Origin of the sequence: Pseudomonas kermanshahensis (assembly GCF_014269205.2) — a bacterium.
Classification (GTDB): Bacteria; Pseudomonadota; Gammaproteobacteria; order Pseudomonadales; family Pseudomonadaceae; genus Aquipseudomonas; species Aquipseudomonas kermanshahensis.
The window spans coordinates 27,501-53,137 of the sequence record NZ_JABWRY020000002.1; the positions used below are offsets into that span (position 1 = coordinate 27,501).

General features: G+C 62.2%; 24 protein-coding genes (1 of these 24 only partly in view). 19 read left to right on the forward strand and 5 right to left on the reverse strand.

Annotated elements, in window-relative coordinates; translation table 11 throughout:
• Positions 1 to 458, reverse strand: partial view of an acyl-CoA dehydrogenase gene (locus HU764_RS24520; protein WP_027591941.1) — the 5' end (the start) only. Its footprint begins 724 nt before the window's first position; the window shows 458 of its 1,182 coding nt (coding positions 1–458); its start codon is at positions 456 to 458; its stop codon lies off the left edge, out of view.
• Between the two features lie 162 nt (positions 459 to 620).
• Between HU764_RS24520 and HU764_RS24525 the strand changes: the two genes are divergently transcribed.
• The 10 genes from HU764_RS24525 to HU764_RS24570 all read left to right on the forward strand — a co-directional run bounded on the left by HU764_RS24525 (position 621) and on the right by HU764_RS24570 (position 10,454).
• The gene (locus HU764_RS24525) at positions 621 to 1,523 is read left to right on the forward strand and encodes a LysR family transcriptional regulator (protein ID WP_099428023.1); all 903 of its coding nucleotides are present in this window, start codon (positions 621 to 623) and stop codon (positions 1,521 to 1,523) included.
• 428 nt (positions 1,524 to 1,951) lie between these two features.
• Positions 1,952 to 3,073: a Re/Si-specific NAD(P)(+) transhydrogenase subunit alpha gene (locus tag HU764_RS24530; RefSeq protein WP_186703875.1), complete on the forward strand. Its 1,122-nt coding sequence runs from the start codon at positions 1,952 to 1,954 to the stop codon at positions 3,071 to 3,073.
• A gap of 12 nt (positions 3,074 to 3,085) precedes the next feature.
• Positions 3,086 to 3,400 carry an NAD(P) transhydrogenase subunit alpha part 2 gene (locus tag HU764_RS24535; protein ID WP_027591944.1) on the forward strand — a complete coding sequence of 105 codons (315 nt, stop codon included), beginning with the start codon at positions 3,086 to 3,088 and terminating at the stop codon, positions 3,398 to 3,400.
• 2 nt (positions 3,401 to 3,402) lie between these two features.
• Positions 3,403 to 4,839: an NAD(P)(+) transhydrogenase (Re/Si-specific) subunit beta gene (locus HU764_RS24540; RefSeq protein ID WP_027591945.1), complete on the forward strand. Its 1,437-nt coding sequence runs from the start codon at positions 3,403 to 3,405 to the stop codon at positions 4,837 to 4,839.
• 187 nt (positions 4,840 to 5,026) lie between these two features.
• Positions 5,027 to 6,520, forward strand: a complete 1,494-nt coding sequence (locus HU764_RS24545) for an acetyl-CoA hydrolase/transferase family protein (protein WP_027591946.1) — start codon at positions 5,027 to 5,029, stop codon at positions 6,518 to 6,520.
• A gap of 406 nt (positions 6,521 to 6,926) precedes the next feature.
• Positions 6,927 to 7,142, forward strand: coding sequence for a DUF1127 domain-containing protein (locus HU764_RS24550; protein ID WP_012269957.1), 216 nt, complete (start codon positions 6,927 to 6,929; stop codon positions 7,140 to 7,142).
• 295 nt (positions 7,143 to 7,437) lie between these two features.
• Positions 7,438 to 7,755, forward strand: coding sequence for a DUF2388 domain-containing protein (locus HU764_RS24555; protein ID WP_186679086.1), 318 nt, complete (start codon positions 7,438 to 7,440; stop codon positions 7,753 to 7,755).
• Between the two features lie 84 nt (positions 7,756 to 7,839).
• Complete coding sequence (locus tag HU764_RS24560) at positions 7,840 to 8,145, forward strand: DUF2388 domain-containing protein (protein WP_186679088.1); 306 nt, start codon at positions 7,840 to 7,842, stop codon at positions 8,143 to 8,145.
• A 36-nt stretch (positions 8,146 to 8,181) separates the two neighbouring features.
• Positions 8,182 to 8,502: a DUF2388 domain-containing protein gene (locus tag HU764_RS24565; RefSeq protein WP_027591949.1), complete on the forward strand. Its 321-nt coding sequence runs from the start codon at positions 8,182 to 8,184 to the stop codon at positions 8,500 to 8,502.
• Positions 8,499 to 10,454: a DUF7844 domain-containing protein gene (locus HU764_RS24570; RefSeq protein WP_186703876.1), complete on the forward strand. Its 1,956-nt coding sequence runs from the start codon at positions 8,499 to 8,501 to the stop codon at positions 10,452 to 10,454. Before HU764_RS24565 ends, HU764_RS24570 begins: the two co-directional genes overlap by 4 nt.
• A 62-nt stretch (positions 10,455 to 10,516) precedes the next feature.
• On the opposite strand, the gene HU764_RS24575 is transcribed toward HU764_RS24570, so the two are convergent.
• Entirely contained in the window at positions 10,517 to 10,918 is a 402-nt protein-coding gene (locus HU764_RS24575) for a GFA family protein (protein WP_085272099.1), read from the reverse strand.
• Between the two features lie 267 nt (positions 10,919 to 11,185).
• Here HU764_RS24575 and HU764_RS24580 point away from each other — a divergent pair, with 267 nt between their 5' ends.
• From HU764_RS24580 to HU764_RS24620, 9 genes are all read left to right on the forward strand, one after another.
• Positions 11,186 to 12,493, forward strand: coding sequence for a CitMHS family transporter (locus HU764_RS24580; protein WP_085272100.1), 1,308 nt, complete (start codon positions 11,186 to 11,188; stop codon positions 12,491 to 12,493).
• 73 nt (positions 12,494 to 12,566) lie between these two features.
• Positions 12,567 to 13,337 carry a TerC family protein gene (locus tag HU764_RS24585; RefSeq protein ID WP_027591953.1) on the forward strand — a complete coding sequence of 257 codons (771 nt, stop codon included), beginning with the start codon at positions 12,567 to 12,569 and terminating at the stop codon, positions 13,335 to 13,337.
• Between the two features lie 324 nt (positions 13,338 to 13,661).
• Positions 13,662 to 15,320 carry a Na/Pi cotransporter family protein gene (locus HU764_RS24590; protein WP_186703877.1) on the forward strand — a complete coding sequence of 553 codons (1,659 nt, stop codon included), beginning with the start codon at positions 13,662 to 13,664 and terminating at the stop codon, positions 15,318 to 15,320.
• A 30-nt stretch (positions 15,321 to 15,350) separates the two neighbouring features.
• The gene (locus HU764_RS24595; RefSeq protein ID WP_186703878.1) at positions 15,351 to 16,757 is read left to right on the forward strand and encodes a M16 family metallopeptidase; all 1,407 of its coding nucleotides are present in this window, start codon (positions 15,351 to 15,353) and stop codon (positions 16,755 to 16,757) included.
• 133 nt (positions 16,758 to 16,890) lie between these two features.
• A complete protein-coding gene (locus tag HU764_RS24600) occupies positions 16,891 to 17,913 on the forward strand; it encodes a DUF5924 family protein (RefSeq protein ID WP_099452569.1) in 1,023 nt (340 codons plus the stop codon).
• Between the two features lie 143 nt (positions 17,914 to 18,056).
• On the forward strand, positions 18,057 to 19,193 hold the full coding sequence (locus HU764_RS24605) for an ABC transporter permease (RefSeq protein WP_186679092.1): 1,137 nt from the start codon (positions 18,057 to 18,059) through the stop codon (positions 19,191 to 19,193).
• Positions 19,190 to 19,981, forward strand: a complete 792-nt coding sequence (locus HU764_RS24610; RefSeq protein WP_027591958.1) for an ABC transporter ATP-binding protein — start codon at positions 19,190 to 19,192, stop codon at positions 19,979 to 19,981. The genes HU764_RS24605 and HU764_RS24610 overlap by 4 nt, the downstream gene beginning before the upstream one ends.
• Before the next feature lie 3 nt (positions 19,982 to 19,984).
• The gene (locus HU764_RS24615) at positions 19,985 to 20,923 is read left to right on the forward strand and encodes an MlaD family protein (RefSeq protein WP_027591959.1); all 939 of its coding nucleotides are present in this window, start codon (positions 19,985 to 19,987) and stop codon (positions 20,921 to 20,923) included.
• Positions 20,920 to 21,543 (forward strand): ABC-type transport auxiliary lipoprotein family protein, encoded by a 624-nt coding sequence (locus tag HU764_RS24620; RefSeq protein ID WP_027591960.1) that lies wholly within the window; start codon positions 20,920 to 20,922, stop codon positions 21,541 to 21,543. Before HU764_RS24615 ends, HU764_RS24620 begins: the two co-directional genes overlap by 4 nt.
• On the opposite strand, the gene HU764_RS24625 is transcribed toward HU764_RS24620, so the two are convergent.
• The 3 genes from HU764_RS24625 to HU764_RS24635 all read right to left on the reverse strand — a co-directional run bounded on the left by HU764_RS24625 (position 21,525) and on the right by HU764_RS24635 (position 25,636).
• Positions 21,525 to 22,754, reverse strand: coding sequence for a nucleoside recognition domain-containing protein (locus HU764_RS24625; protein WP_099428017.1), 1,230 nt, complete (start codon positions 22,752 to 22,754; stop codon positions 21,525 to 21,527). The genes HU764_RS24620 and HU764_RS24625 overlap by 19 nt on opposite strands.
• A 320-nt stretch (positions 22,755 to 23,074) precedes the next feature.
• Positions 23,075 to 24,403 (reverse strand): glutamate/aspartate:proton symporter GltP, encoded by a 1,329-nt coding sequence (gene gltP, locus HU764_RS24630; protein ID WP_027591962.1) that lies wholly within the window; start codon positions 24,401 to 24,403, stop codon positions 23,075 to 23,077.
• A gap of 762 nt (positions 24,404 to 25,165) precedes the next feature.
• A complete protein-coding gene (locus HU764_RS24635; RefSeq protein ID WP_027591963.1) occupies positions 25,166 to 25,636 on the reverse strand; it encodes an inhibitor of vertebrate lysozyme family protein in 471 nt (156 codons plus the stop codon).
• Position 25,637 lies beyond the last annotated feature (1 nt).

Sequence of the window (25,637 nt, forward strand, 5' to 3'; positions counted from 1 at the left end):
GTGATCATCGAGCCCGGGTCGGAGCCGTGGTTAGGCTCGGTCAGACCAAAGCAGCCGATCCACTCACCCGTGGCGAGCTTGGGCAGGTACTTCTGCTTCTGCGCCTCAGTGCCGAATTCGTTGATCGGTACCATCACCAGGGAAGACTGCACACTCATCATCGAGCGATAGCCAGAGTCGATCCGCTCGACCTCGCGAGCGATCAGCCCGTAACACACATAATTAAGACCGCTGCCGCCATACTGCTCGGGGATGGTGGCACCCAGCAAACCGATTTCACCCATCTCGCGGAAGATCGCCGGGTCGGTCTGCTCATGGCGGAAGGCTTCGAGCACGCGCGGCGCCAGCTTGTCCTGGGCGAACTGATAAGCGCTGTCACGCACCATGCGCTCTTCTTCAGTGAGCTGCTGATCGAGCAGCAGCGGATCGATCCAGTTGAAGCTTGCTTTACCGGCCATGAGCGAAATCCTCGAAAAGAGAGAGCAAATTCTTGTGCCCTTGAGCCTAGGCCTGATCGGCCGTCGGGACAAACGAGGATTGCGCACGGATTAGTGATAATTTGTCACTTCGTAAATCAGCAAAACGCCACATTGACAGCCTTACAAGTGAGGTTGACGTACATGCGCCGCAAGATCCCCAGCACTGCCGCCCTGGTCTGTTTCGAGGCGGCGGCGCGTAACGAGAGCTTCACCAAGGCCGCGCAAGAACTCGCGCTGACCCAGGGCGCCGTTTGTCGGCAGATCGGCGGCCTGGAGGCCTTCCTTAATGTGGAACTGTTTCGCCGCTCAAGGCGCGGGGTGAAGCTGACCGAGGCTGGCCTTTCCTACAGCCGCCAGGTTGCCGCGCAGCTGGATGCGGTAGAGCGCGATACCTTGTCGGTCATGCGCCAGCAGGGCGCCAATGTGATCGAACTGGCCGTGGTACCCACCTTCGGCACCCAATGGCTGCTCCCCAGGCTCAAGGACTTCCAGCAGCGCCACCCCGACGTCACCGTCAACCTGACCAACCGCACCCGGCCATTTCTGTTTGCCGACACAGCCTTTGATGCAGCCATCTATTTCGGCGATGCCGACTGGTCCGGCACCCAGTCGCATAGGCTGATGGGCGAGAACCCTGTCCCCGTTTGCAGCCCGGCGTTGCTGGACGGGCAGGGCATGCTAGACGCCCGCCGCATTGCGCAACTGCCCTTGCTGCAGCAGACCACGCGCCCCTATGCCTGGCGGCAATGGTTCGGCGGCCTGGGCATGAACGTGGAGCGCGACATGACAGGCCCACGCTATGAACTATTCTCGATGCTCGCGCAGGCGGCGATGCACGAAATGGGGATCGCGCTGATCCCCCCCTTTCTAATCCAGCGGGAGTTGCAGGAGGGTAGGTTGGTGGTCGCTAACAGGCATGCCCTGAGCAGTGACAAGGCCTACTATCTGATGATTCCCGAGCGCAAAGTGGAGTCTGCCTCGCTACGGGCTTTCCGCGACTGGCTGGTAGCACAAGCGCAGGCTTACACCACCGCCTCTGCCTAGTCGCAGCCAATCAACCTGACTTCGTAGTCAATTATTTTAAACACCTACAGATATATGTATTTGTCGCATATTCGAAAACTGTTACGCAAGCCTGAAAATCCCGTTTAACCCTGCTGACTGCGCGGCTTTCAGGCTTAAATTGCGACATTGAGCGAACCGTAAGCGAAATACCGCAATTTTTTTTAGTTTTATCTCCTAATCTCCCAATGGCCCATGGTTGACGGGCTGCAACCGAAGGCTTGCGACATACGGTCACAGGGTGACTTGTAGTTTTAACTTCGTTTCGCTCCAGAACCGGTTGAAGCCCCTTGGGTTCATCTGCAAAATGCCTGGCCCGCCTAGGATTCGGCGGGTTGGACCGCACCAGCGCACCAGCCGAAGTACGCTGGCTTCAACAAAGACAAAAGGTCACCGCAGGAGACATAGTCGTGCACATTGGTGTTCCTCTCGAGACGCAGACGGGTGAGACAAGGGTCGCCGCGACCCCTGAAACCATCAAAAAACTGGTTGCCCAGGGCCATCAGGTCACCGTCCAACGGGGGGCAGGGCTAAACGCCAGCATTCCGGACAGTGCCTATGAGGCTGTGGGTGCCTCCCTGGGTACCGCCGCCGATGCCTACGGCGCGCAACTGGTACTTAAAGTAGTCGCGCCCAGCGACCAGGAGATGGCGCTGATCAACAGCGGCAGCCTGCTGGTGGGCATGCTCAACCCGTTCAACAGTGAACTGATTGGCAAGATGGCCGAGCGCGGTATCACCGCCTTCGCCCTCGAAGCAGCGCCGCGTACCTCGCGGGCACAAAGCCTCGATGTGCTGTCGTCCCAGGCCAACATCGCCGGTTACAAGGCGGTGCTGCTGGCAGCGCACTACTACCCTCGCTTCATGCCCATGCTGATGACGGCCGCCGGTACCGTGAAGGCTGCCCGCGTGCTGATCCTCGGTGCAGGCGTTGCAGGCCTGCAGGCCATTGCTACCGCCAAGCGCATGGGTGCCGTGATAGAGGCGTCGGATGTACGCCCCGCCGTCAAAGAGCAGATCGAATCGCTGGGCGCCAAGTTCATCGACGTGCCTTACGAAACCGATGAGGAACGTGAGTGCGCCGAGGGTGTTGGTGGCTATGCGCGGCCGATGCCGGCCAGCTGGATGCAGCGCCAGGCCCAGGCCGTACACGAACGCGCCAAGCAGGCCGACATCGTCATCACCACCGCACTGATCCCTGGCCGCAAGGCGCCGACCCTGCTCAGCGCCGAAACCGTCGCGCAGATGAAGCCTGGGTCGGTGGTCATCGACCTGGCCGCCGCCCAAGGCGGTAACTGCCCACTGACCGTCGCCGACCAGGTGGTGCAGGAAAACGGCGTAACCATCGTCGGCCCGACCAACCTGCCTGCCCAGGTGGGGGCCGATGCATCGGCGCTGTACGCACGCAACCTGCTGGACTTCATGAAGCTGTTGTTCGACAAGGACAACGCGCTGGTCATCAACCTCGAAGACGACATCGTCGCGGCCTGCCTCATGTGCCGCGATGGCCAAGTCGTCCGCAAGAACGGCTAAGGAGCACGACAAATGGAAGACATGCTGATTTCCCATGGCATCTACAACCTGATCATTTTCGTGCTGGCCATCTATGTGGGCTACCACGTGGTGTGGAACGTCACCCCGGCGCTGCACACGCCGCTGATGGCGGTCACCAACGCCATCTCGGCCATCGTCATCGTCGGTGCCATGCTGGCGGCGGCGCTGACCGTAACGCCCGCCGGCAAGCTGATGGGCACGCTGGCCGTGGCCTTGGCGGCGGTCAACGTGTTCGGTGGCTTCCTGGTCACCCGTCGCATGCTTGAGATGTTCAAGAAGAAAGCCAAGAACGAGGCGAAGAAGTAAGCATGAGCATGAATCTGGTAACGCTTCTCTACCTGGTCGCCTCGATCTGCTTCATCCAGGCGCTCAAGGGCCTTTCGCACCCGACCACGTCACGCCGCGGCAACCTGTTCGGCATGATCGGCATGGGCTTGGCAATCGTCACCACGGTTGGCCTCATTTATAAGCTGGGCGCAGAACTGGCAACGGCCGGTATCGGCTACGTGATCGTCGGCCTGCTGGTCGGTGGTACCGCCGGTTCGATCATGGCCAAGCGGGTCGAGATGACCAAGATGCCGGAACTGGTCGCCTTCATGCACAGCATGATCGGCCTGGCCGCGGTGTTCATCGCCATTGCCGCCGTGCTGGAGCCGCAGTCGATGGGCATCGTCGCCAGCATCAGCGACCCGATCCCGACGGGTAACCGCCTGGAACTGTTCCTCGGCGCGGCAATTGGTGCCATCACCTTCTCCGGTTCCGTGATCGCCTTCGGCAAGCTGTCGGGCAAGTACAAGTTTCGCCTGTTCCAAGGCGCACCGGTACAGTTCGCCGGCCAGCACAAGCTGAACCTGATCCTGGGCCTGACCACCATCGCCCTGGGCCTGCTGTTCACCTTCACCGGCCACTACAGTGCCTTTACCCTGATGCTGGTTCTGGCCTTCATCATGGGCGTGCTGATCATTATTCCGATCGGTGGCGCGGACATGCCGGTGGTGGTGTCGATGCTCAACAGCTATTCGGGCTGGGCAGCAGCGGGTATCGGCTTCTCGCTGAACAACTCGATGCTGATCATCGCAGGCTCGCTGGTCGGCTCCAGCGGTGCCATCCTCTCGTACATCATGTGCAAGGCGATGAACCGTTCGTTCTTCAATGTCATCCTCGGCGGCTTCGGCGGCGCGACCGATGCCGGTGGCCCCGCAGGCACCCAGGAAGCTCGCCCGGTAAAATCGGGTTCGGCCGACGACGCTACCTTCCTGCTCAGCAATGCCGACACGGTAATCATCGTGCCGGGTTACGGCCTGGCAGTCGCCCGTGCCCAGCACGCGCTGAAGGAGCTGACCGAGAAGCTGACCCACAACGGTGTGACCGTGAAGTATGCGATCCACCCGGTGGCAGGCCGCATGCCGGGGCACATGAACGTGTTGCTGGCCGAAGCCGAAGTGCCGTACGACCAGGTGTTCGAGATGGACGACATCAACGCCGAATTCGGCCAGGCCGACGTGGTACTGGTGTTGGGCGCCAACGATGTGGTCAACCCGGCAGCGAAAAACGATCCCAAGTCGCCGATTGCCGGCATGCCGATCCTGGAAGCGTTCAAGGCCAAGACCATCATCGTCAACAAGCGCTCCATGGCCAGCGGCTATGCAGGCCTGGACAACGAACTGTTCTACCTGGACAAGACCATGATGGTATTCGGTGATGCCAAGAAGGTAATCGAGGATATGGTCAAAGCCGTGGAGTAACCCACTGGCTGCAAACCGTGCGCTATATAAGAAGCCCCGCCGAGAAATCTGCGGGGCTTTTACATTTGCCTGATCCAGATCAACGGCTCTACTTCCGGGCTTCTCATACGACCATGGTCGTGGGACGGCAACCGGCGAAATCTCTAGACTGCGCTCCAGTAGCTTCAGTAGCCTGAGATAACAATCCATGTACCGTGATCGTATCCGCTTGTCCTCCCTGCACAGCAAGGTAATGAGTGCGGCTGATGCCGCTGGTCTGATCGAGGACGGCATGACCGTCGGCATGAGCGGCTTCACCCGCGCCGGCGAAGCCAAGGCCGTACCCCATGCCCTGGCCGAACGTGCCAAGCAGTCGCCGCTGAAAATCAGCCTGATGACCGGCGCCAGCCTGGGCAATGACCTGGACAAGCAGCTGACCGAGGCCGGCGTGCTGGCTCGCCGCATGCCCTTCCAGGTCGACAGCACCCTGCGCAAGGCCATCAACGACGGCCAGGTGATGTTCATCGACCAGCACCTGTCGGAAACCGTCGAGCAATTGCGCAACCAGCAGCTCAAGCTGCCGGACATCGCCGTCATCGAAGCCGTGGCCATCACCGAACAAGGCCATATCGTGCCGACCACCTCGGTAGGCAACTCGGCCAGCTTCGCGATCTTCGCCAAGCAAGTGATCGTCGAGATCAACCTGTCGCACAACGCCAACCTCGAAGGCCTGCACGACATCTATATCCCGACCTACCGCCCAACCCGCACACCGATCCCGCTGGTCAAGGTCGATGATCGCATCGGCAGCACCGCCATCCCGATCGACCCGGCCAAGATCGTCGGTATCGTCATCAGCGACCAGCCGGACTCGCCATCCACTGTATTGCCGCCGGACGACGAAACCCAGGGCATCGCCGACCACCTGATCAACTTCCTCAAGAAGGAAGTCGACGCTGGCCGCATGACCAACAAGCTCGGCCCACTGCAGGCCGGTATCGGCAGCATCGCCAACGCGGTGATGTGCGGCTTGATCGATTCGCCGTTCGAAGACCTGACTATGTACTCCGAAGTACTGCAGGATTCGACCTTCGACCTGATCGACGCCGGCAAGCTGAGCTTCGCCTCCGGCAGCTCAATCACCCTGTCGACCCGCCGCAATGCCGATGTGTTCGGTAACCTGGAGCGCTACAAGGACAAGCTGGTGCTGCGCCCACAGGAGATCTCCAACCACCCAGAGGTGGTCCGTCGCCTGGGCATCATTGGTATCAACACCGCGCTGGAGTTCGATATCTACGGCAACGTCAACTCCACCCACGTGTGCGGCACGCGGATGATGAACGGCATCGGTGGTTCTGGCGATTTCGCCCGTAACGCGCACCTGGCCGTGTTCGTCACCAAGTCGATTGCCAAGGGTGGCGCGATTTCCAGCGTGGTGCCGATGGTCAGCCACGTCGACCACACCGAGCACGACGTCGACATCCTGGTCACTGAGCAGGGGCTTGCAGACTTGCGCGGCCTTGCGCCACGCGAGCGTGCCCGGGCAATCATCGACAACTGTGTGCACCCGGATTACCGCGCAGCGCTGAACGACTACTTCGATCGCGCCTGCCAGCGCGGCGGCCATACGCCGCACATTCTGCGCGAAGCATTGAGCTGGCACGAAAACCTGGAAGAGACCGGGCGCATGCTCGCCAGCTGATACCCACACGCCTGTAGTTACACCGCTCCAAACAAGCCGCCTTCAGCGGGAACAGCGCGCGATTCGTCGTCAGCGCCGTGCCGGTTGAAGACGGTTTGCCGGCGATACGGCCGGTACAGTCAAAGCCCTCGCTCGATAACGTCTAAGCAAGCTACAAAACTGTACTACTGTACTGGTATTTTTAGCTGACCCTCTGCTGACCACCTCTCCCTACCGAGCATTTTGCACCATATAAGTGCAGACCAGTACAGTTGCGCCTATTTCGAGTGCAACAGTAGGATTACACAGTTAACTGAACCATCGTAATGCCGCAGAACTGTATCTACTGTTATGGACAAGAGAGGAGGATCATTGGCATCAGTTAAATCACTACCTAATCCCGCCATAAGCGGAAGGATGAAACATCATGGAACGTACACTCAGTTCCGGTCTGGTTTTTGAAAGCAACGCCCAACAATCCAACGCTTCGATGCCTCTGCGCGCCCTGTCCACCCTGCTGTTGTGGCAGCGTCGCATGGCCAGCCGCCGTCAACTGGCTCGCCTGGACTCCCGCCTGCTGGCCGACGCCGGTATCAGCGAGTCGCAGCGTTACGAAGAGCTGAGCAAGCCTTTCTGGCGCTAAGCTCCGGCTTGCCGGCTATGCCCGGCACCGCGAATTCCTAAACCCGTTGCAGGTGACTGCAGCGGGTTTTTTGTTTGTACCCTACGTGCCAGAGCGGCTCTCAGCCATACAGGTACAGTTTCTTATAAAGCAAAAACATACCAGTACAGTACTAGGAAGGGCTGTTGATTAACATCCAGAAACATCGACGCGTGATACGCTTGGCTTAACAGTCTGGTAGAAACCAGATGTTGAAAAGTACCGAGACGCGCAGTGCGAGCGTCCGATTAGCAGAATCCCCTAGGAGTCCACGATCATGTCCCTTAAACACCTGATTGGCGCCGCCCTGATGCTGAGCTTGGCCGGCACCGCCAGCGCCACCAGCTTCGTCGTCACCACTGACGCAGTCGTGGGCGCTGTCGCTGCATCCACCGACGCCACCTCCGACGTATCGTCGTCGTTCCGCGACGACAAGATCGTCCAAGCCGCCCGTGACGATGCCGCCAGCTTCGTTGGCAGCCAAGGCGACATTCGCGGCGCCAAGCTGGAAAGCGCCTTCCTGCACATTCGCGCACAAATGCCGACCCTGCAGGCTACCGACGCACAGCTGGCACAGGCCATCCTGGCCATCTGACCTGCACTGAGCCCTGCGGCTGTACGGGTGCTCGCCCACAGCCGCAGGTGTCTTCACCCCCTCGTTCCCAGCCGTCAGAAGCCCATGCGTTATCTGTTGCCGTTGTTGTTAGTCGCCGTTGGCATCCCCCTGAGCATGGCACCTGCCCATGCGTTGGACACCACCACGCAAAGCCTGGTCATCACAGGCTATGTCACCAGCCAAGTCACCACCGCGCCGTTCGACCGCAAACTGGTCAGTCAGGCCCGTGACGATGCTGCGGCATTCGTCGCCAGCGATGGCCTGATCCTCGGTGCGCGCCTGGAAGCGGCCTTCACCTCGCTGCGCCAGCACGGTGCCGCACAGGCTGTCGGCGACCTGGAACTGGCGCAGGCAATTCTCGTCCAATGACTACACCTGACTCCCTGTATTTTCCGGAGATGCTCCATGCGTAAACCGCTGATTGCCGCTACCCTCGGCATGCTGCTGCTGGCCGACCTGGCCCAGGCACAGACGCTGGTGGCCACCAGCAACATCATCGTGCGTGCCTTTGGCCGTTCGATCGATTTCACGTCCGACACCACCACCTCGATCCGTGACTCCAAAGTCGTGCGTGAAGCGCACGACGATGCCGCCAGCTTCGTCGCCAGCAACGGTGATATCCGTGGCGCCCAGCTTGAAGCTGCGTTCAATACCCTGCGCGAGCGCCTGCCTGAAGCGCGAGGCGCCAGCGACCAAGTGCTGGCTGAAGCCATTCTCGCGCTGTGAACCAGGTGCGTGCCTGGCTGCTCGGCTGCGCCCTGACGCTGCTCGGCACACCCGCCCTGGCCGACCTGCAGCTTGAGCTGCAGGCTTCCGGCCTCGACCCTCAACAACGCCAAGCCAGCCAGGCACTGCTCGACGAAGCACTGAGCAAGCTGCCGCCGCGCTTCAAGCAGCAACTGGACCGGCGTGTGCAGGTCAGCTGGACTGCGCGCATGCCGGCCGACGCGTACGGCCAGGCGTCGCTGGTTTCTACCCTGGAGCTCAACAGCCGCCTGCTGCCCGGGCTGGTTGATGGCAGCGCCGCCCGCGAACGCACCCACCGCCCACACGGCACCGTGCGCGAAGAGCTGCTGGCGACTGTCCTGCATGAACTGACCCATATTTACGACCGGGCCCGGTTGTGGCCGGCCACCGAGCGCTCGCTGATCGCCCGTTGCAAGCGCCAGCAAGGCACCGTGGGCAAAATCGGCTTGCCAGAGGCGTGCCGCGGCCAGGCCGAACGGCGCTTCACCTTGAGCGATGACCCACGCCTGCTCGACCTTGCTGGCTGGCAGCAATATGTCGGCCGCCGCGGTGAGCGCGAGCAGCACAACGGCCAGTTCGTGCGCAGCCCAGACACCTATGAGCTGAGCAGCCCCAAGGAATTCATCGCGGTCAACATGGAGTACTTCCTCCTCGACCCGAGCTATGCTTGCCGGCGCCCCGCCTTGAACCAGTACCTGCGCGACCACTTCGGCTGGGCACCCGCACAAGAGAGCTGCGCCAAGGGCTTGCCATTCCTCAACGCGGGCAGCGACTTCGCTCGCCAGCCACTGGGCGAAATCGACCCCGAACGCGTTTATGAAGTCGACTACCTGCTGGCCGAGGCCAATCAGAACTGGGTCAGCCGCTGGGGCCACAGCATGCTGCGCCTGGTCATCTGCAAACCTGGGCGACCGCGCGGCCCGGATTGCCGCCTAGACCTCGACCAGCACCTGGTGCTGTCGTACCGCGCCTTCGTCAACGATGTGCAGTTGTCCAGCTGGGACGGCCTGGTCGGTGCTTATCCGTCGCGGCTGTTCGTGTTGCCGTTGGGCCAGGTCATCGACGAGTACACCAAGACCGAGCTGCGCAGCCTGGCGTCGATCCCCCTCAAGCTCGACCGCCAGGAAGTCGAGAACCTGGTGCGCCAGGCGGCGGAAATGCACTGGAGCTACGACGGCAATTACTACTTCCTGTCCAACAATTGCGCGGTCGAATCGCTGAAACTGCTGCGCAGTGGCACCGCCAACCCGCGCCTGAACGACCTCGACAGCATCATGCCCAACGGCCTGCTGGAAGTGCTCAAAGGGCGGGGCATTGCCGATACCAGTGTGCTCGATGACCCCCGCGAAGCCCTGCGCCTGGGTTACCGCTTCGACTCCTACCGTGACCGCTACCAGGCCATGTTCGACGTGCTGAAAAAACAGCTGCCGATCAAGCAGGACAAGGTCGAGGACTGGCTGGCCCTGGATGCCGAACAGCGCCGCGGCTGGTTCGCCCAGGCCGACCTGCGCACCAGCGCTGCCTTGCTGCTGCTCGAGCAGGCGAGCCTACGCCGCCAGCTGTTGCTGGCCCAGGACGAGGTCAAGCAGCGCTACCTGAACGCGGCGGCGCTGAAGGATGGCAGTATCGACAAAGCCAACCAGACGCTGCAGCAGATGCTCGCCAACAGCGGCTTCCTCAGCCGCCCGGCAGAACTGCTGGACGCCAAAGGCTATGGTCTACCGCAGCCCGATGAGCGCAAGCACCTGGAGAAAGTCAGCAGCGAGCGGCAGGCCCAGTTGCTGCGCCTGAGCACCGACCTGGACAAAGAGGTGAGGGCGCTGCTGGACCCCTCGCGGGCCAAGGAGATTGCCGCGATCGAGACCAACGTGAAGCAGGTGGGTGAGCATCTGCGAACGCTGCACAAGGCCGCAGGCGGGTTGCAGTTGTAGTCGTGACAGCACCAGACTCTTCGCGGGCTTGCCCGCGAAGGCCATGTGACCAAACAGATGACCTACAAGCTTTCCCCAACCTCCCCAGGCAAATCCTCATCCAGGTGCAACCAGGGCAACCGGCTACCCGTCCAGATATGCCGGTTGGCCCGCACCCGCTCCGGGTGATCCAGCGTCGCCACCGTCACGTCGATGCTGTCCGGGCTGTGCGAAGTGACCAATGCCACATGCGCCCCACACTGCCCACAAAAATACCGGCTGCAACTGGCCGGCGCCACATAGCAGCGCGGCTCGCCCGCCAACCACTGGAATGCGGAACGCGGCACCGTCAGCCAAGTCACCACCAACCCGCCACTGACGCGCCGACAGATCGAACAATGGCAGTGGGCGACATCCGTCAGCGCCCCCTCCAGCCGATACCGCAAGCCACCACAGTGGCAGCCACCTTCGGTCACATTCTGCATCACCTACCTCCCGTCGCCTTTGTCACAGCGAAAGCTGGCTGAAAGCTTGCCCTCTTAGGATAGCGCCCACTACCGGCACAAGACCGGTCAGCCAGGGCACCCGGAATCTTCCGCGCCCGGCCCAATCAACAACAACAATGGTGATTCTGATGTATTCCTGTGCCCGCCTTCATGTCGTCCCCCTCCGCATGCTCCCTGCACAGCGCCTGACGCGCTGATCCGCCCGAATCGACTGTCCTTTCGCCGCGCCACGCCTGGAGTATTGCCATGCTGACCTTCCTCGGCTTTGCCATGGTCATCACCTTCATGTACCTGATCATGACCAAGCGCCTGTCGGCCTTGATCGCGCTGATTCTGGTACCGATCCTGTTCGCCCTGTTCGGCGGTTTCTCCGCCAAGATCGGCCCCATGATGCTCGAGGGCATCAGCAAGCTCGCGCCAACCGGCGTGATGTTGATGTTCGCCATCCTCTACTTTGCCCTGATGATCGACTCCGGTCTGTTCGACCCGGCCGTGCGCAAGATCCTCAAGCTGGTCAAAGGCGACCCGCTGAAAGTCTCGGTCGGCACCGCCGTGCTGGCCCTGGTGGTCTCGCTCGACGGTGACGGCGCCACCACCTACATGATCTGCTGCGCCGCCATGCTGCCCATGTACAGCCGCTTGGGCATGAGCCCGCGGATCATGGCCGGCCTGATCATCCTGGCCGGCGGGGTGATGAACATGACCCCCTGGGGTGGCCCGACCGCACGCGCCGCCAGCGCACTGCACGTGGACCCGTCGGACATTTTCGTGCCCATGATCCCAGCCATGCTGTTCGGCGTACTGGCGATCCTGGCCATTGCCTATATGTACGGCAAGCGTGAACGTGCCCGCCTGGGCGAATTGCACCTGCCGACCGACGACATCGACCACAGCGAAATCACCGTGTCGCAGTTCCCGGAGGCGCGCCGGCCAAAACTGTTGTACTTCAACGGTGCCCTGACGGCAGCCCTGATGGTTGCCCTGATCGCAGGCGTGCTGCCACTGCCGGTGCTGTTCATGATCGCCTTCAGCATCGCCATGATCGTCAACTACCCCTGCCTGCAGCAGCAAAAAGACCGCATTGCCGCACACGCCGGCAGCGTTCTGGCGGTAACCGGGCTAATCTTCGCCGCCGGTATCTTCACCGGCATCCTGTCCGGCACCGGCATGGTCGATGCCATGTCCAAGAGCCTGCTGGCGGTCATCCCCGAGGCCCTGGGCCCGTACCTGGCGGTAATCACCGCGATCGTGAGCATGCCGTTCACGTTCTTCATGTCCAACGACGCCTTCTACTACGGCGTGTTGCCGGTACTTGCCGAGGCAGCCAGCCACTACGGCATCAGCCCGGTCGAGATGGCCCGCGCGTCGATCGTCGGCCAGCCGGTACATCTGCTCAGCCCCTTGGTACCCTCCACCTACCTGCTGGTGGCCCTGGCCGGCATCGAGTTCGGTGACCACCAGCGCTTCACCCTGAAGTGGGCAGTTCTGGTGTGCCTGTGCATAATGCTCGCCGCGCTGCTGATGGGGATTTTCCCGCTGTTCAGTAGTCTTTAATAAACACGTATTAGCCCTCCCGCGATGCGCCCCAAATTGGGGCGCATCGCCTTTACCGTTCGAAGGAATACACATGGAATGGCTGACCAGCCCGGAAATCTGGGTTGCCTTTTTCACCCTCACCGCGCTTGAGATCGTTCTCGGGATCGACAACATAATCATGATCTCGATCCTGGTCAGCCGCATGCCCAAGCACATGCAGCCACGTACCCGGATCTTCGGCCTGGCCCTGGCCATGGTCACGCGTATCATGCTGTTGCTGTCGATCACCTGGGTCATGCGCCTGACCGCCGACCTGTTCGTGGTCTTCGGCCAAGGCATCTCCGGCCGCGACCTGATCCTGTTCTTCGGCGGCCTGTTCCTGTTGTGGAAGAGCTCCCAGGAGATCTACCACGGCCTGGAAGGCGAAGACGAAAGCTCGGACGAACCGAAAGGCGCGGGCGGCAAGTTCTTCTACACCATCATCCAGATCGCCATCATCGACATCGTGTTCTCGCTGGACTCGGTGATCACCGCTGTGGGCATGGTCTCCCATGTGCCGGTAATGATCGCCGCCATCGTCGTCGCCGTGCTGGTGATGATGCTGTGCGCCGGTGCCATCAGTAACTTCATCGACAAGCACCCTTCGCTGAAGATGCTCGCGCTGTCGTTCCTGATCGTGGTCGGTACCGTGCTGATCGCCGAATCGTTCGACGTGCATGTGCCAAAAGGCTACGTCTACTTCGCCATGGCGTTCTCGCTAGCGGTCGAAGCGATCAACATCCGTATGCGCACCGCCCTGTCGCGCAAAGATGGCAAAGAGCATGATCCGGTGAAACTGCGCAAGGACATTCCGGGTCAATAAACCCAGGAAGCGCGTTTCAAGCAAGGGCCCTTCGGGGCCCTTTTTCGTGTCTGCCCGGCGGGTATGCAGTTTTTTGTGCCGGCCTCTTCGCGGGTAAACCCGCGCCCACAGGCCGCCAACGATCCCTGTGGGAGCGGGTTTACCCGCGAAGAGGCCAGCAGGGCAATCATTCATGACCGGTTGTTTCAAATCGCTGACAGCCATGCGAAGCTGGCAAGCGCTGCACAAAACAACTAAAGCTTTGAGTGGGCACTGAAATTTTCAAAAAACGCCCACGCTCCACTTATTGGCCCACATGGGCCATTGGCAACAGGGGGCTTCGCCATGCTGACCCTGCTCAACCTGCTCTCGGCCGTGACGCTATTGGTCTGGGGCACACACATCGTGCGTACCGGCATCCTCCGGGTTTTCGGCTCTGACCTGCGCCGCATCATCAGCCAGAACATGAACAAACGCCCCCTGGCGTTCATCGCCGGGATTCTGGTTACCGCCATGGTGCAGAGCAGCAACGCCACCGCGATGCTGGTCACATCCTTCGTCGGCCAAGGCCTGATGGCCATGACACCGGCCTTGGCGATCATGCTTGGCGCCGATGTCGGTACCGCGCTCATGGCCCGGGTGCTGACCTTCGACCTGTCGTGGCTGTCGCCCCTGCTGATCTTCCTAGGGGTGATCTTCTTCCTCTCGCGCAAACAAACCCGCGTCGGCCAGCTGGGGCGCGTAGGGATTGGCCTTGGCTTGATCATCCTGGCCCTGGAGCTGATCGTGCAAGCCGCTGCGCCCATCACCCATGCCCAAGGGGTGAAAGTCCTGTTCGCGTCGTTGACCGGGGACATCTTGCTCGACGCCTTGGTCGGCGCGCTGTTCGCGATGATCTCCTATTCCAGCCTGGCGGCGGTGTTGCTCACCGCGACCCTGGCCGGCGCTGAAGTGATCAGCCTGCCGGTGGCCATCGGCCTGGTGGTGGGTGCCAACATCGGCAGCGGCTTGCTGGCCTTCATCAGCACCAGCATGCAGAACGCCGCCGGGCGGCGCGTCGCGCTGGGCAGCCTGCTGTACAAGCTGTTCGGCCTGTTGCTGATCATTCCGGTGCTGCACCCACTGGTGGAGTGGATGGACACCTTGAGCTTCAGCCCTCAGGAGCTAGTGATCGGGTTCCACCTGCTCTACAACACCCTGCGCTGCTTGCTCATGCTGCCAACCGTCAAACTCATGGGCCGGCTGTGCAACTTCTTACTGCCCGAGCGCGAAAACGGCAATGGCCAAGTACGCCCGCGCCACCTCGATGCCTCAGCGCTGGAAACGCCCAGCCTGGCACTGGCCAACGCCGCCCGCGAAACCCTGCGCCTGGGCGACATCGTCGACAGCCTGCTCGAAGCCATGCTCGGGGCCCTGCGCGGCACGCAAACCGCCCTGCCACAGCAGGTGCGCGCCTTGGCCGAGGACGCCGAGGCCCTGTACAGCGCCATCAAACTGTACCTGGCGCAGATGACACGGGAGGACCTTAGCGAGCGCGATAACCGGCGCTGGGCCGAAATCATCGAGTTGGCGATCAACCTCAAGCTGGCCTGCGACCTGGTCGAACGCATGCTGCGCAAAGTCCAGCAGCAGAAAACCAGCCAGCGCCGCGCGTTTTCCCAGGTCGGCCTGGAGGAACTGACCGGCCTGCAGGAACAGTTGCTGTCGAATCTGCGCCTAGGCCTGTCCGTATTCCTCAGCGCCGATCCGGAAAGCGCGCAGCTGTTGCTGCGTGAAAAACGCCGGTTTCGTGCACAGGAACGGCGCCTTGCCCACGCCCATGTCAGCCGCCTGCAACGCAAGGTGGTGCAAAGTATCGAGACCAGTTCGCTACACTTGGAGCTGATCGCTGACATGAAGCGGTTGAACTCTTTGTTCTGCAGCAGTGCCTATGTGGTACTCGGTGGCTCGGACACGGGCGGGCTAATGCTCGACAGCGTGCCGGACGAAGCCCGCTTGCCGTGATTTCGCCAACCAGGAGATCCAAGCTCGCCCATGCGTTGCCTGATGTTCGTTTGCCTACTGATCTGCAGCCTGCCCACGCTCGCCCTCGACCGCTCGCGGGTTGAAGGCTACCTGCTGCCCAACGGCCTGCAGGTCATCCTCAAGAACGGCTATGAACGCGACCACGTGGCCATCCGCCTGGTGGTGGGGGTCGGCCTGGATGACTTCAGTTGCGAGCAGAAAGAGCTGCCGCACTTGCTCGAGCACTTGCTGTTCAGCGGCATCGACGAAACGGGCGAGGGCGGCCTGGAAGAGCGCCTGCAAGCCCTGGGCGGCGAGTGGAATGCCTACACCAGCAGCGCCGATACCACCTTCGTGGTCGAAGCGCCGGCGCGCAACCAGCGTAAAGTCCTCGACTTGCTGCTGGCGATAATCCGCGACACCCCGATCGACGCCAAGGCCCTGGCCACGGCGAAAAGGATCATCGAGCGCGAAGATGGCGGCCACTATGGCCACCTGCAGCGCTGGCTCGACCGCCAGGACATCGGCCACCCCGCCAGTGACCAGTTGGCCACCGAGCTGGGCCTCAAGTGCGCCGAGCGCTCGAACATCGACGACATGACCCTGGAACAGGTGCAGGCCCTGCGCGACCGCTGGTACGCGGCCAACAACATGACCCTGATCCTGGTCGGTGGCCTCGACCGCCTGCTGCCGGCCTACCTGGAGCGGACTTTTGGCGAGCTGCCTGCCACCGAACCGGAAGAGCGCCGCAACCTCGAGAGCATCAGCCAGCAGGCCGACCAACGCCGCGACCTGACCCGCGGCTGGCTGGGCGACAGCGTCAAGTTGCACTGGCTGTTCATCGAGCCGGTGCTGGACAACGACCACCAGCCGACCCTCGACCTGCTGTCACGCTACCTGGACTGGGCACTGTACGACCAGTTGCGCCTGCGCAATGGGCTGTCCTACGGCCCATCGGTGCAGCGCGAAAGCTTCGGCGACAGTGGCATGCTCAGCCTTAACGCCGACCTGGAACGCGACGACATCGACAAGGCGGTCAAGGTGATGCAGGGCTTGTTCGACCACCTGCGCAAGGAAGGCCTCGACCCGGACACCTTTGCCCGTATCAAGGACGCCAGCGTTGCCCGGGAAAGCTGGAGTACCCAAGGCAACAGCGCCTTGGCCGACTATTACTGGGGCGCGTTGAACGACTACACCGACGGCCGCTTTGCCAACCCTGCGCGCAAGTTGCGCCAGGTCAGCCTGGCACAGGCCAATGAGGCACTGAAGGAATTGCTCAAGGACCCGGGTTACCTGCGCATCGAGAAACCGCTGCTGGGTTACGACGAGCTGTACGGGCTGCTCGCCCTGCTGCTGGGGCTGTTCCTGGCGGCAGGGTTGCTGCGTTGGCGCCGGCACACCCCGCAACCACCGAGCGGTGCTACACGGCAGAAGTGATTCGGCGGTATCCTTTAGCCAGTACCGGCCTGTTCGCGGGCCCGCTCCCACAACGGTAGACATTGCCCCTGTGGGCGCGGGCTTGCCCGCGAAGCGGCCGGCACAGCCACCCTATCTCTCCTGTTGTAGACCCATGCCCCCAATTCCCCGCTTCGTCCAGCGCGTCATCGAACTGCTTAAACGCTACCCCGGCATCATTGCGCTTGGGGGTTTCCTCTCTGGCATCGGCAGCTTCATCCTGGTCGACCGCCAGGCCGGCCTGGCCAGCTGGGTAGCCGTCCTGATGCTGGTCAGTTGGGTCTGGCTGATGCTGGAAAACACCCTTACCGGCCTGTTCGCCCGCACCTTCAACCGCGAAATCCCGCAGCCCTTGCTGCGCTACGCGACGCAGATGATCCACCAGGAAACCCTGTTCTTCGTCCTGCCGTTCTTCTTCATCACCACCACCTGGAACAGCGGCCAGCTGGTGTTTACCGGCTTGCTGGGCGCTGCCGGGCTGATTTCGATCGTCGACCCGCTGTACTACAAGTGGCTGGCCCCACGGCGCTGGCTGTTCCTCGCGCTGCACACCCTGACGTTGTTCGCAGCATTGCTGACCGCGCTGCCAATCATTTTGCACCTGACCACCGCCCAGAGCTTCAAGCTGGCGTTGATCATCGCCATGGCCCTGTCCTTCCCAAGCCTGGCCAGCAGCTTCCCGGTGAATACCTGGCGGCGCGGCGTGGCCCTGGTGCTGGTGACGCTGTCGGTCGGGGCCGGAGGCTGGTTGCTCCGCTCCTGGGTACCACCGGCGACGCTGTGGATGACCGAAGTGGCCGTCAGTACCGAAGTGCTCAACCGCCAGCCCGGCGAGTCGCTGGACGAGATCGCTGCCAGCCGCATCAAGAGCAGCGGGTTGTATGCGTACACCTCGATCAATGCACCACGAGGCCTGAACGAGCGGATCTATCACGTGTGGCAAAAGGACGGCACGGAAGTCGACCGTATTGCCCTGGACATCCACGGTGGGCGCAAGGAAGGCTACCGCGCCTGGACCCACAAGCAGAACTTCCCGCCTAACCCGGTGGGCAAATGGCAGGTGAGGGTGCTGACCGAAGACGGGCAGGTGATTGGTGTGCTGCGCTTCAAGGTGGTCGACGACGCTGCGGCGAAGTGATGGTTGGGGCTTGCCGGGGCGCTAAACCGCTGCGATGGGCCGCAAAGCGGCCCCCAGCGCCCACACTCAGCACATAATCAACAAACCAGCCCATGCCCTCTGCGCTATGATCAGCCCCTAAGCCTTAGCGCCGAGTCAGTTGCATGGAGCCTATGACCACCCCCCCCAGCGCCACCCTGGACACCAACCAGCACCCCGCCTGCCTGCGCATTACCGGTGATTGGACCCTGGCCCACTACGCCAGCCTCAAGCGCGAAAGCGACCAATTGCGCACGCAATGCAGCAGCGACACCGTTGCCGACCTCAGCCAACTGGGCCGCCTCGACACCGCCGGCGCCTCGCTGCTGGCCGAACTGCTCGGTTCCGAGCGCCTGTCCCATTGCACCGACAGCCTGCCCGACGCCAGCCGCGCCCTGCTCAAGAACGTCTACTGCTCCGTCCAGGACTACTGCATCCCGGTCAAGGAAGCAGAACGCCCGGTGCTGCTGTTGCTGCTGGAGCGCATCGGCCGTGCCGTCAATACCCTTTGGCAAGACACCCGGCAATTGCTCGGCTTCGTCGGCCTGATTCTGGAAACCCTGCTGCGAAGGGCCTTCCAGCCGCACCGCTGGCGGCTTACCCCGGTGGTCGCTCACATTGAGCAGACCGGCCTGGACGCCGCCCCCATCGTGGCCTTGCTGACCTTCCTGGTAGGCGCGGTGGTGGCGTTTCTCGGCGCCACGGTGCTGGCTGCCTTTGGCGCGACCATCTTTACCGTCGACCTGGTGGCGTTCTCGTTTCTGCGTGAATTCGCCGTGCTGTTGACCGCAATCCTCATGGCCGGCCGCACGGCCAGTGCCTTCACCGCGCAGATCGGCTCGATGAAGGCCAACGAAGAAATCGACGCCATCCGCACCCTGGGCCTGAACCCGATGGAGTTGCTGGTCGTGCCCCGGGTGTTGGCCCTGCTGATCTCGTTGCCGCTGCTGACCTTCCTCGCGATGATCTGTGGCATCGTCGGCGGCGCGGTGGTCTGCGCGCTGTCGCTGGACATCTCACCGGCCATGTTCCTGTCGCTGCTGCAAACCGACATCGGTGTGCAGCACTTCCTCGTCGGCCTGGCCAAGGCGCCGTTTTTCGCCTTCCTGATCGCTGCCATCGGCTGCCTTGAAGGCTTCAAGGTCAGTGGCAGTGCAGAATCCGTAGGGGCACACACCACCTCGGCAGTGGTGCAGTCGATTTTCGTGGTCATCGTGCTGGACGCGGTGGCGGCACTGTTCTTCATGGAGATGGGCTGGTGAGCGGGCGCGAAACAGTCATCGAGGCCCGGGGCATCTGTAACCGCTTCGGCAGCCAGAGCGTGCATGAAAACCTCGACCTGGACCTGTACCGGGGCGAGATCCTGGCCGTGGTCGGCGGCTCGGGTAGCGGCAAATCGGTGCTGCTGCGCAGCATCATTGGCCTGCGCCGGCCCAACGAAGGGCAGATCAAGGTATTCGGCCAAGACCTGGCCGAGCTGCGCGAAGAGCAGCGTTCGTTGGTCGAGCGGCGCTTCGGCGTGCTGTTCCAGAAGGGTGCGCTGTTCTCGTCGCTGACCATCACCGAAAACGTCGCCTTGCCGCTGATCGAGCATGCTGGCTTGTCCCGCGCGGATGCCGAGCACCTGGCCGGGGTCAAGCTGGCCCTGGCCGGGCTGCCGATTTCGGCCGCCGACAAATACCCGGCCTCGCTGTCCGGCGGCATGATCAAGCGCGCGGCGCTGGCACGCGCCTTGGCCCTGGACCCGGACATCCTGTTCCTCGATGAACCCACCGCGGGCCTCGACCCGATCGGCGCCGCCGCGTTCGACCAGTTGATCCTGACCCTGCGCGACGCACTGGGCCTCTCGGTGTTCCTCATCACCCACGACCTGGACACCCTCTACACCATCACCGACCGCATCGCGGTGCTGTCGCAGAAGAAGGTGCTGGTGGCCGGCCCCCTGGCCGAGGTCGAGCAAGCCAACGACCCCTGGATTCAAGAATACTTTCACGGCCCCCGCGGGCGTGCAGCCGAACAGGCCGCCGCCCGCCCGAGGCAGGAGCGCTGAACGATGGAAACCCGAGCACATCATGTCCTCATTGGCCTGGTCACCGTCCTGGTGGTGGCCGGTGCCATGCTGTTCGGCCTGTGGCTGACCAAGTCCAGTGTCGACGATGCCTTCAAGGATTACGAAGTGGTGTTCAACGAAGCCGTCTCGGGCCTGTCCCGGGGTAGCCCGGTGCAGTACAACGGCATCAAGGTCGGCGACGTGTCGACCCTGCGCCTCGACCCCAAAGACCCGCGCCGCGTGCTCGCCCGCGTACGGCTGAGCGGCGATACACCGGTCAAGGAAGACACCCAGGCCAAGCTGACCCTGGCCGGGGTCACCGGCAACTCGTTCATCCAGCTCAGCGGCGGCACGCCCCACAGCCCGGAGCTCAAGGGCAAGGACGGCAAGTTGCCCGTGATCATCGCGTCGCCTTCGCCGATCTCACGCCTGCTCAACGACAGCAGCGACCTGGTGACCAACATCAACCTGCTGCTGCACAACGCCAACCAGATGTTCTCTGACGACAACATTGGCCACCTCAGCAGCACCCTGGCCAACCTCGACAAGACCACCAGTGCCTTCGCCGGCCAGAACGGCGGCATTGCCCAGGCCATCGAACAACTGGTGCAGGTTGGCAAACAGGCAAGCGCCACCCTGGCCGAAACCCAGGCACTGATGCGCAACGCCAACGGCCTGCTCGGCAGCGAAGGCAAGCAAGCCATCGGCAATGCCGGGCAGGCCATGCAGTCGCTGGCCGACAGCACGGCAACCATCAACCAGTTGCTCAAGAACAACAGTGAGGCCATTGGCGACGGTGCCCAGGGCCTGAACCAGCTAACCCCCGCAATCCGCGAGCTGCGCGAGACCCTCAACGCACTGAAGGGCATTTCCCGGCAACTGGAGGCCGACCCAAGCGGCTACCTGCTCGGCCGCGACAACAACAAGGAGTTCCAGCCATGAAACCTTCGCTGCGCCTTTTGGCCCTGGCGGCCGCGATGAGCCTGGCCAGTGCCTGCTCGATCCTGCCGCCAAGCGAACCTGTGGACCTCTATCGCCTGCCCGTGAACCAGCCAAGCCGCGTTGCCACACCGCTGGACTGGTCGCTGCGGCTGAACAAACCGCTGGCCAGCGAAGTGCTGGCCGGCCCACGGATCACGGTGATTCCACAAGGGGACGTGGTCAGCAGCTACAAGGGCGCACGCTGGAGCGACGCTGTGCCGGTACTGTTACGCAACCGCCTGCTCGACGGGTTCCAGCGTGACGGCCAGGTGCAGCGCCTGAGCGCCGACGACAGCAACCTGCAGGCGGACTACGAGCTGGCCGGCGAACTGCAGGCGTTTCAAAGCGAGTACCGCCCGGACGGGGCAGTGGAGGTGGTGATTCGTTACGATGCGCGGCTGGTCCAGGGCCGTAGCCAGCGCATCCTGGCCAGCAAACGGTTCGAAATCCGCCGGCCGTTGGCCGACAAGCAGGTCGCGGCTGTCGTCGCAGGCTTCGGTGCGGCCAGCGACCAGCTGGCAGGGCAGGTGGTGGCCTGGACAGTCGCCCAGGCCGCGCAGGCTCAGCCGAAGAACCAGTAGCAGACGAAGATCGCCGCGACCACCCCGGAGAACTCCGCCAGCAGTGCGCAACCGACCGCGTGGCGCACCCGCTGGATGCCCACCGCACCGAAGTACACCGCCAGCACATAGAACGTGGTCTCGGTACTGCCCTGGATGGTCGCTGCGACCAGCGCCGGGAAGCTGTCCACGCCTTGCGTCTGCATGGTCTCGATCAACATCGCCCGCGCGGCACTGCCGGAGAACGGCTTGACCAGCGCGGTGGGCAGGCCTTCGACGAAGCGTGTATCCAGGCCCATCCAGTTCACCGCATGGCGAATGCCATCCAGCGCCAGCTCCAGGGCGCCCGAGGCGCGCAGCACACCCACCGCCACCAGCATGGCCACAAGGTAAGGCAGCAGGTTCTTGGCCACATCGAAGCCTTCCTTGGCCCCTTCGACAAAGGCTTCGTATACCTTGACCCGCTTCAGCGCGCCGATTACCAGAAACAGCATGATCACGCCAAACAGCGTGAGGTTGCCCAGGATCGACGACAGGCTCGACAGCGCGGCCGCCGACAACGTGCCGAGAAAGGCCATGAAGCAGCCCAACAGCAGCGCACCGGGGATCAGATACGCCAGTACCACCGGGTCCCACAAACGCAGGCGCTGCATGACGGCCACCGACAGCAGGCCGACCAGGGTCGACACGCTGGTGGCCAGCAGGATCGGCAGGAACACCATCGTCGGGTCGGCCGCGCCTTGTTGCGCGCGGTACATGAAGATGGTCACCGGCAACAGGGTCAGCGACGAGGCATTAAGCACCAGGAACAGGATCTGCGCGTTGCTCGCGGTGGTGCTGCTGGGGTTCAGCTCCTGCAGCGCCCGCATGGCCTTCAGGCCGATCGGCGTGGCCGCGTTGTCCAGGCCCAGGCCATTGGCGGCAAAGTTCATGGTGATCAGGCCCAGGGCAGGGTGGCCCTTGGGTACCTCTGGCATCAGCCTGGCGAACAGCGGGCCAAGCACCTTGGCCAGCCATTCGACGATGCCGGCCTTCTCGGCGATTTTCAGAAAGCCCAGCCACAGGGTCAGGGTGCCGAACAGCAGGACCATCACCTCCACCGACAGCTTGGCCATGGCAAAGATGCTCTCGACCATCGCCGCGAAGATGCCGGCGTTACCGCCGATCAGCCATTGGGCCAGGGCGGACACGGCCGCCACCAGGAAAAAGCCGAGCCAAAGGCCGTTGAGCATCCGTGTATTCCCCCTGAAAAATGCCCGAATGATAGCGTATCGAGCTGTTCATTAGCGCCAAACGTAGCCCACCCCCCTGTAGGAGCAGCCTTGTGCTGCGAAGAGGCCGGGGCAGGCGCTGAGAACAGGACAGTTGTCACCGGCCTCTTCGCAGCACAAGGCTGCTCCCACAGTGTCCGCACATGCCCTGTAAATAGGGGCATGACGCGGTCGGTGTAGGAGCGGCCTTGCGTCGCGAAAGGGGCGCAAAGCGCCCCCGGCAATCCCACAGGCAACAAAAAGCCCCGACAAGTCGGGGCTTTTTGTTCAACGCTTTAGCTTCAGCGTTTGGCGGTCTGGCCAACCACTGCAGCTTCCTGCTTGTCGGCCATCAGCGAGGCGTAGTACTGCTCGCCCTTGGCAGCGTCGTACATGCCTTCCCAACGTGCGATAACCAGCGCGGCCAGGGCATTGCCGACCACGTTCAGTGCGGTACGGGCCATGTCCATGATGCGGTCGACACCGGCGATGAAGGCCAGGCCTTCCAGCGGGATGCCTACGCTGCCCAGGGTCGCCAGCAGTACCACGAAGGATACGCCCGGTACACCGGCAATGCCTTTGGAGGTGACCATCAGGGTCAGGACCAGCAGCAGCTGCTGGCTCCACGACAGGTCAATGCCATACAGCTGGGCAATGAAGATTGCCGCAATGCTCTGGTACAGGGTCGAACCATCGAGGTTGAACGAGTAGCCAGTCGGTACCACGAACGAGCAGATCGACTTCGGCGCACCGTACTTCTCCATCTTCTCGATCACCCGTGGCAGCACGGTTTCGGAGCTGGAGGTGGAGTAGGCCAGGATCAGCTCATCTTTCATGATGCGCATGATCTTGATCACCGAGAAGCCGAACACGCGCGCCACCAGGCCCAGCACCATGAAGGCGAAGAAGGCGATGGCGAAGTACACCAGCAACACCAGCTTGGCCAGCGGCAGCAGCGAGCTGAAGCCGAAGTTGGCGACGGTCACGGCGATCAGGGCAAATACGCCAATCGGGGCGTAGTTCATGATCATGTGGGTGACCTTGAACATGGTCTCCGACACAGCCTGGAAGGTACGCACCAGCGGGTCGCGCAGTTCTGCCTGCAGGCTCGACAGGCCCAGGCCGAACATTACCGAGAAGAAGATGATCGGCAGCATTTCGCCACGCATCAGCGCTGCGAAGATGTTCGACGGGATCAGGTTCAGCAGGGTTTCGATGAACGCGTGCTCATGCTGCACTTCGGCCGCGGTGGCCTGGTACTTGGAGATGTCCACGGTACCCAGGGTGCTCATGTCGATGCCGGCGCCCGGGTGGAACAGGTTGGCCAACACCAGACCGACGACGATGGCGATGGTGGTCACCACTTCGAAGTAGATGATGGTCTTGAGGCCGATGCTGCCCAGTTTCTTCGCGTCGCCAACTCCGGCGATGCCCACGATCAGCGACGAAATCACGATCGGGACGACGATCATCTTGATCAGGCGAATGAAGATGTCACCAGCGGGCTGGAGGACGTTGCTGATCCACCATGCCTTTTCCGCACTGAAATGATTCAGTAGCGCGCCGATTGCAACGCCCAGGACCAGACCGATAACGATCTGCCAGGCGAGGCTCAGTTTTGCCTTCTTCATGTCTTTACCCTTTGTTCTAGTGGTCATGGGCGTCGAACGAAAACGCGCGTAACAGAGCCGTTGGCAACGTCACGGTGAGCGAAAAAGCTTCCGTCCGGCGACCTCATGTAAGGACACCGCGAGCGAGCGACAGGGCGCTCGGGCCAGCGAAAAGGCGGCAACTATTGCGATGGGGAAGGGGGAAATCTAATGCCGGAAACGCATACCCCATGCCGATACTGCATAACGGTTTGCGCTGAAAATGGCATGCCGCAAGTGCTTGATTTATAACGTTCGGAAACCCGAACAAGACCAAAGCGCCATTTTTGGGCCGATATGGCAGTGCATAGGGAGGGGGATGAATGGCTTGTTCGACAATCCGAATGGCCGAAATGACACTTGCGGCAGCGGCATCGAACGGAAAAAAATGTGATGTACGGTCGAGACAAAATGTGTCCCGAAGCGAAAAACACGCAAGAAGGGCCATTGGACGATGGCATTGATGAAATGGCTGATGGCTCCTCGGAAGTCAGGTCGGTGCGGTGTCCCCGATGACACCCCCGACCTGAGGCTTCCGATTCCGCCTTTCCTGACCCGGCCCAATACTGGAGGCACTCCCTGTACCCCTAGGCCACTCCGATCTTGCAACAATCAGAACAGCCCGGCCCCATGGTCATGTGCTGCCCCTCCTCGGGGCGGCGCATCATAGAAGCCTGAACTATAAAAAGGTTCAGCTTCTATTACGTGACAGTGCGTTACCGTTCATCAGCGCTGGCTAAACGCTCAGTACCATTTCGGGTCACGCTTGAGTTGCTCGCGCAACATCGCCTTCATGCCGTCATCCGGCTTGCCAAGCCAGCGGTACTGCGCATGACGGGTAGGCGACTTATCGCTCGGCAAGCCTTCGGGTACCTCTACGAGCATCCCGTAGGCATCGTCCTTGTCCCAACTGAACGCCACGATCAGGCGTTTGTAGGTGCAGTTGTCCGCCGTTTCGCACAGGGGGCCGACCAGGTACTGGTCACCGTCCTCGGTGACTGCCGACATCTGCTCCTGGGCACTGCCGGTGAGGTTGACTACCCAATCGGGCAGCCGTTCCTCGCCCTTGATCGTGTCCTCCCACGCTTCCCGGTATTCAGGGTCCGAGCCGAGCAATTGGTCGACCCGGACCTGGCCGTCATTGGCCGCCATCGCCCCTGCACTGCCGCCCAGCAACAAGGCGGCAGCCAGGGCAGTGCAAAGCTTCCTGCTCATC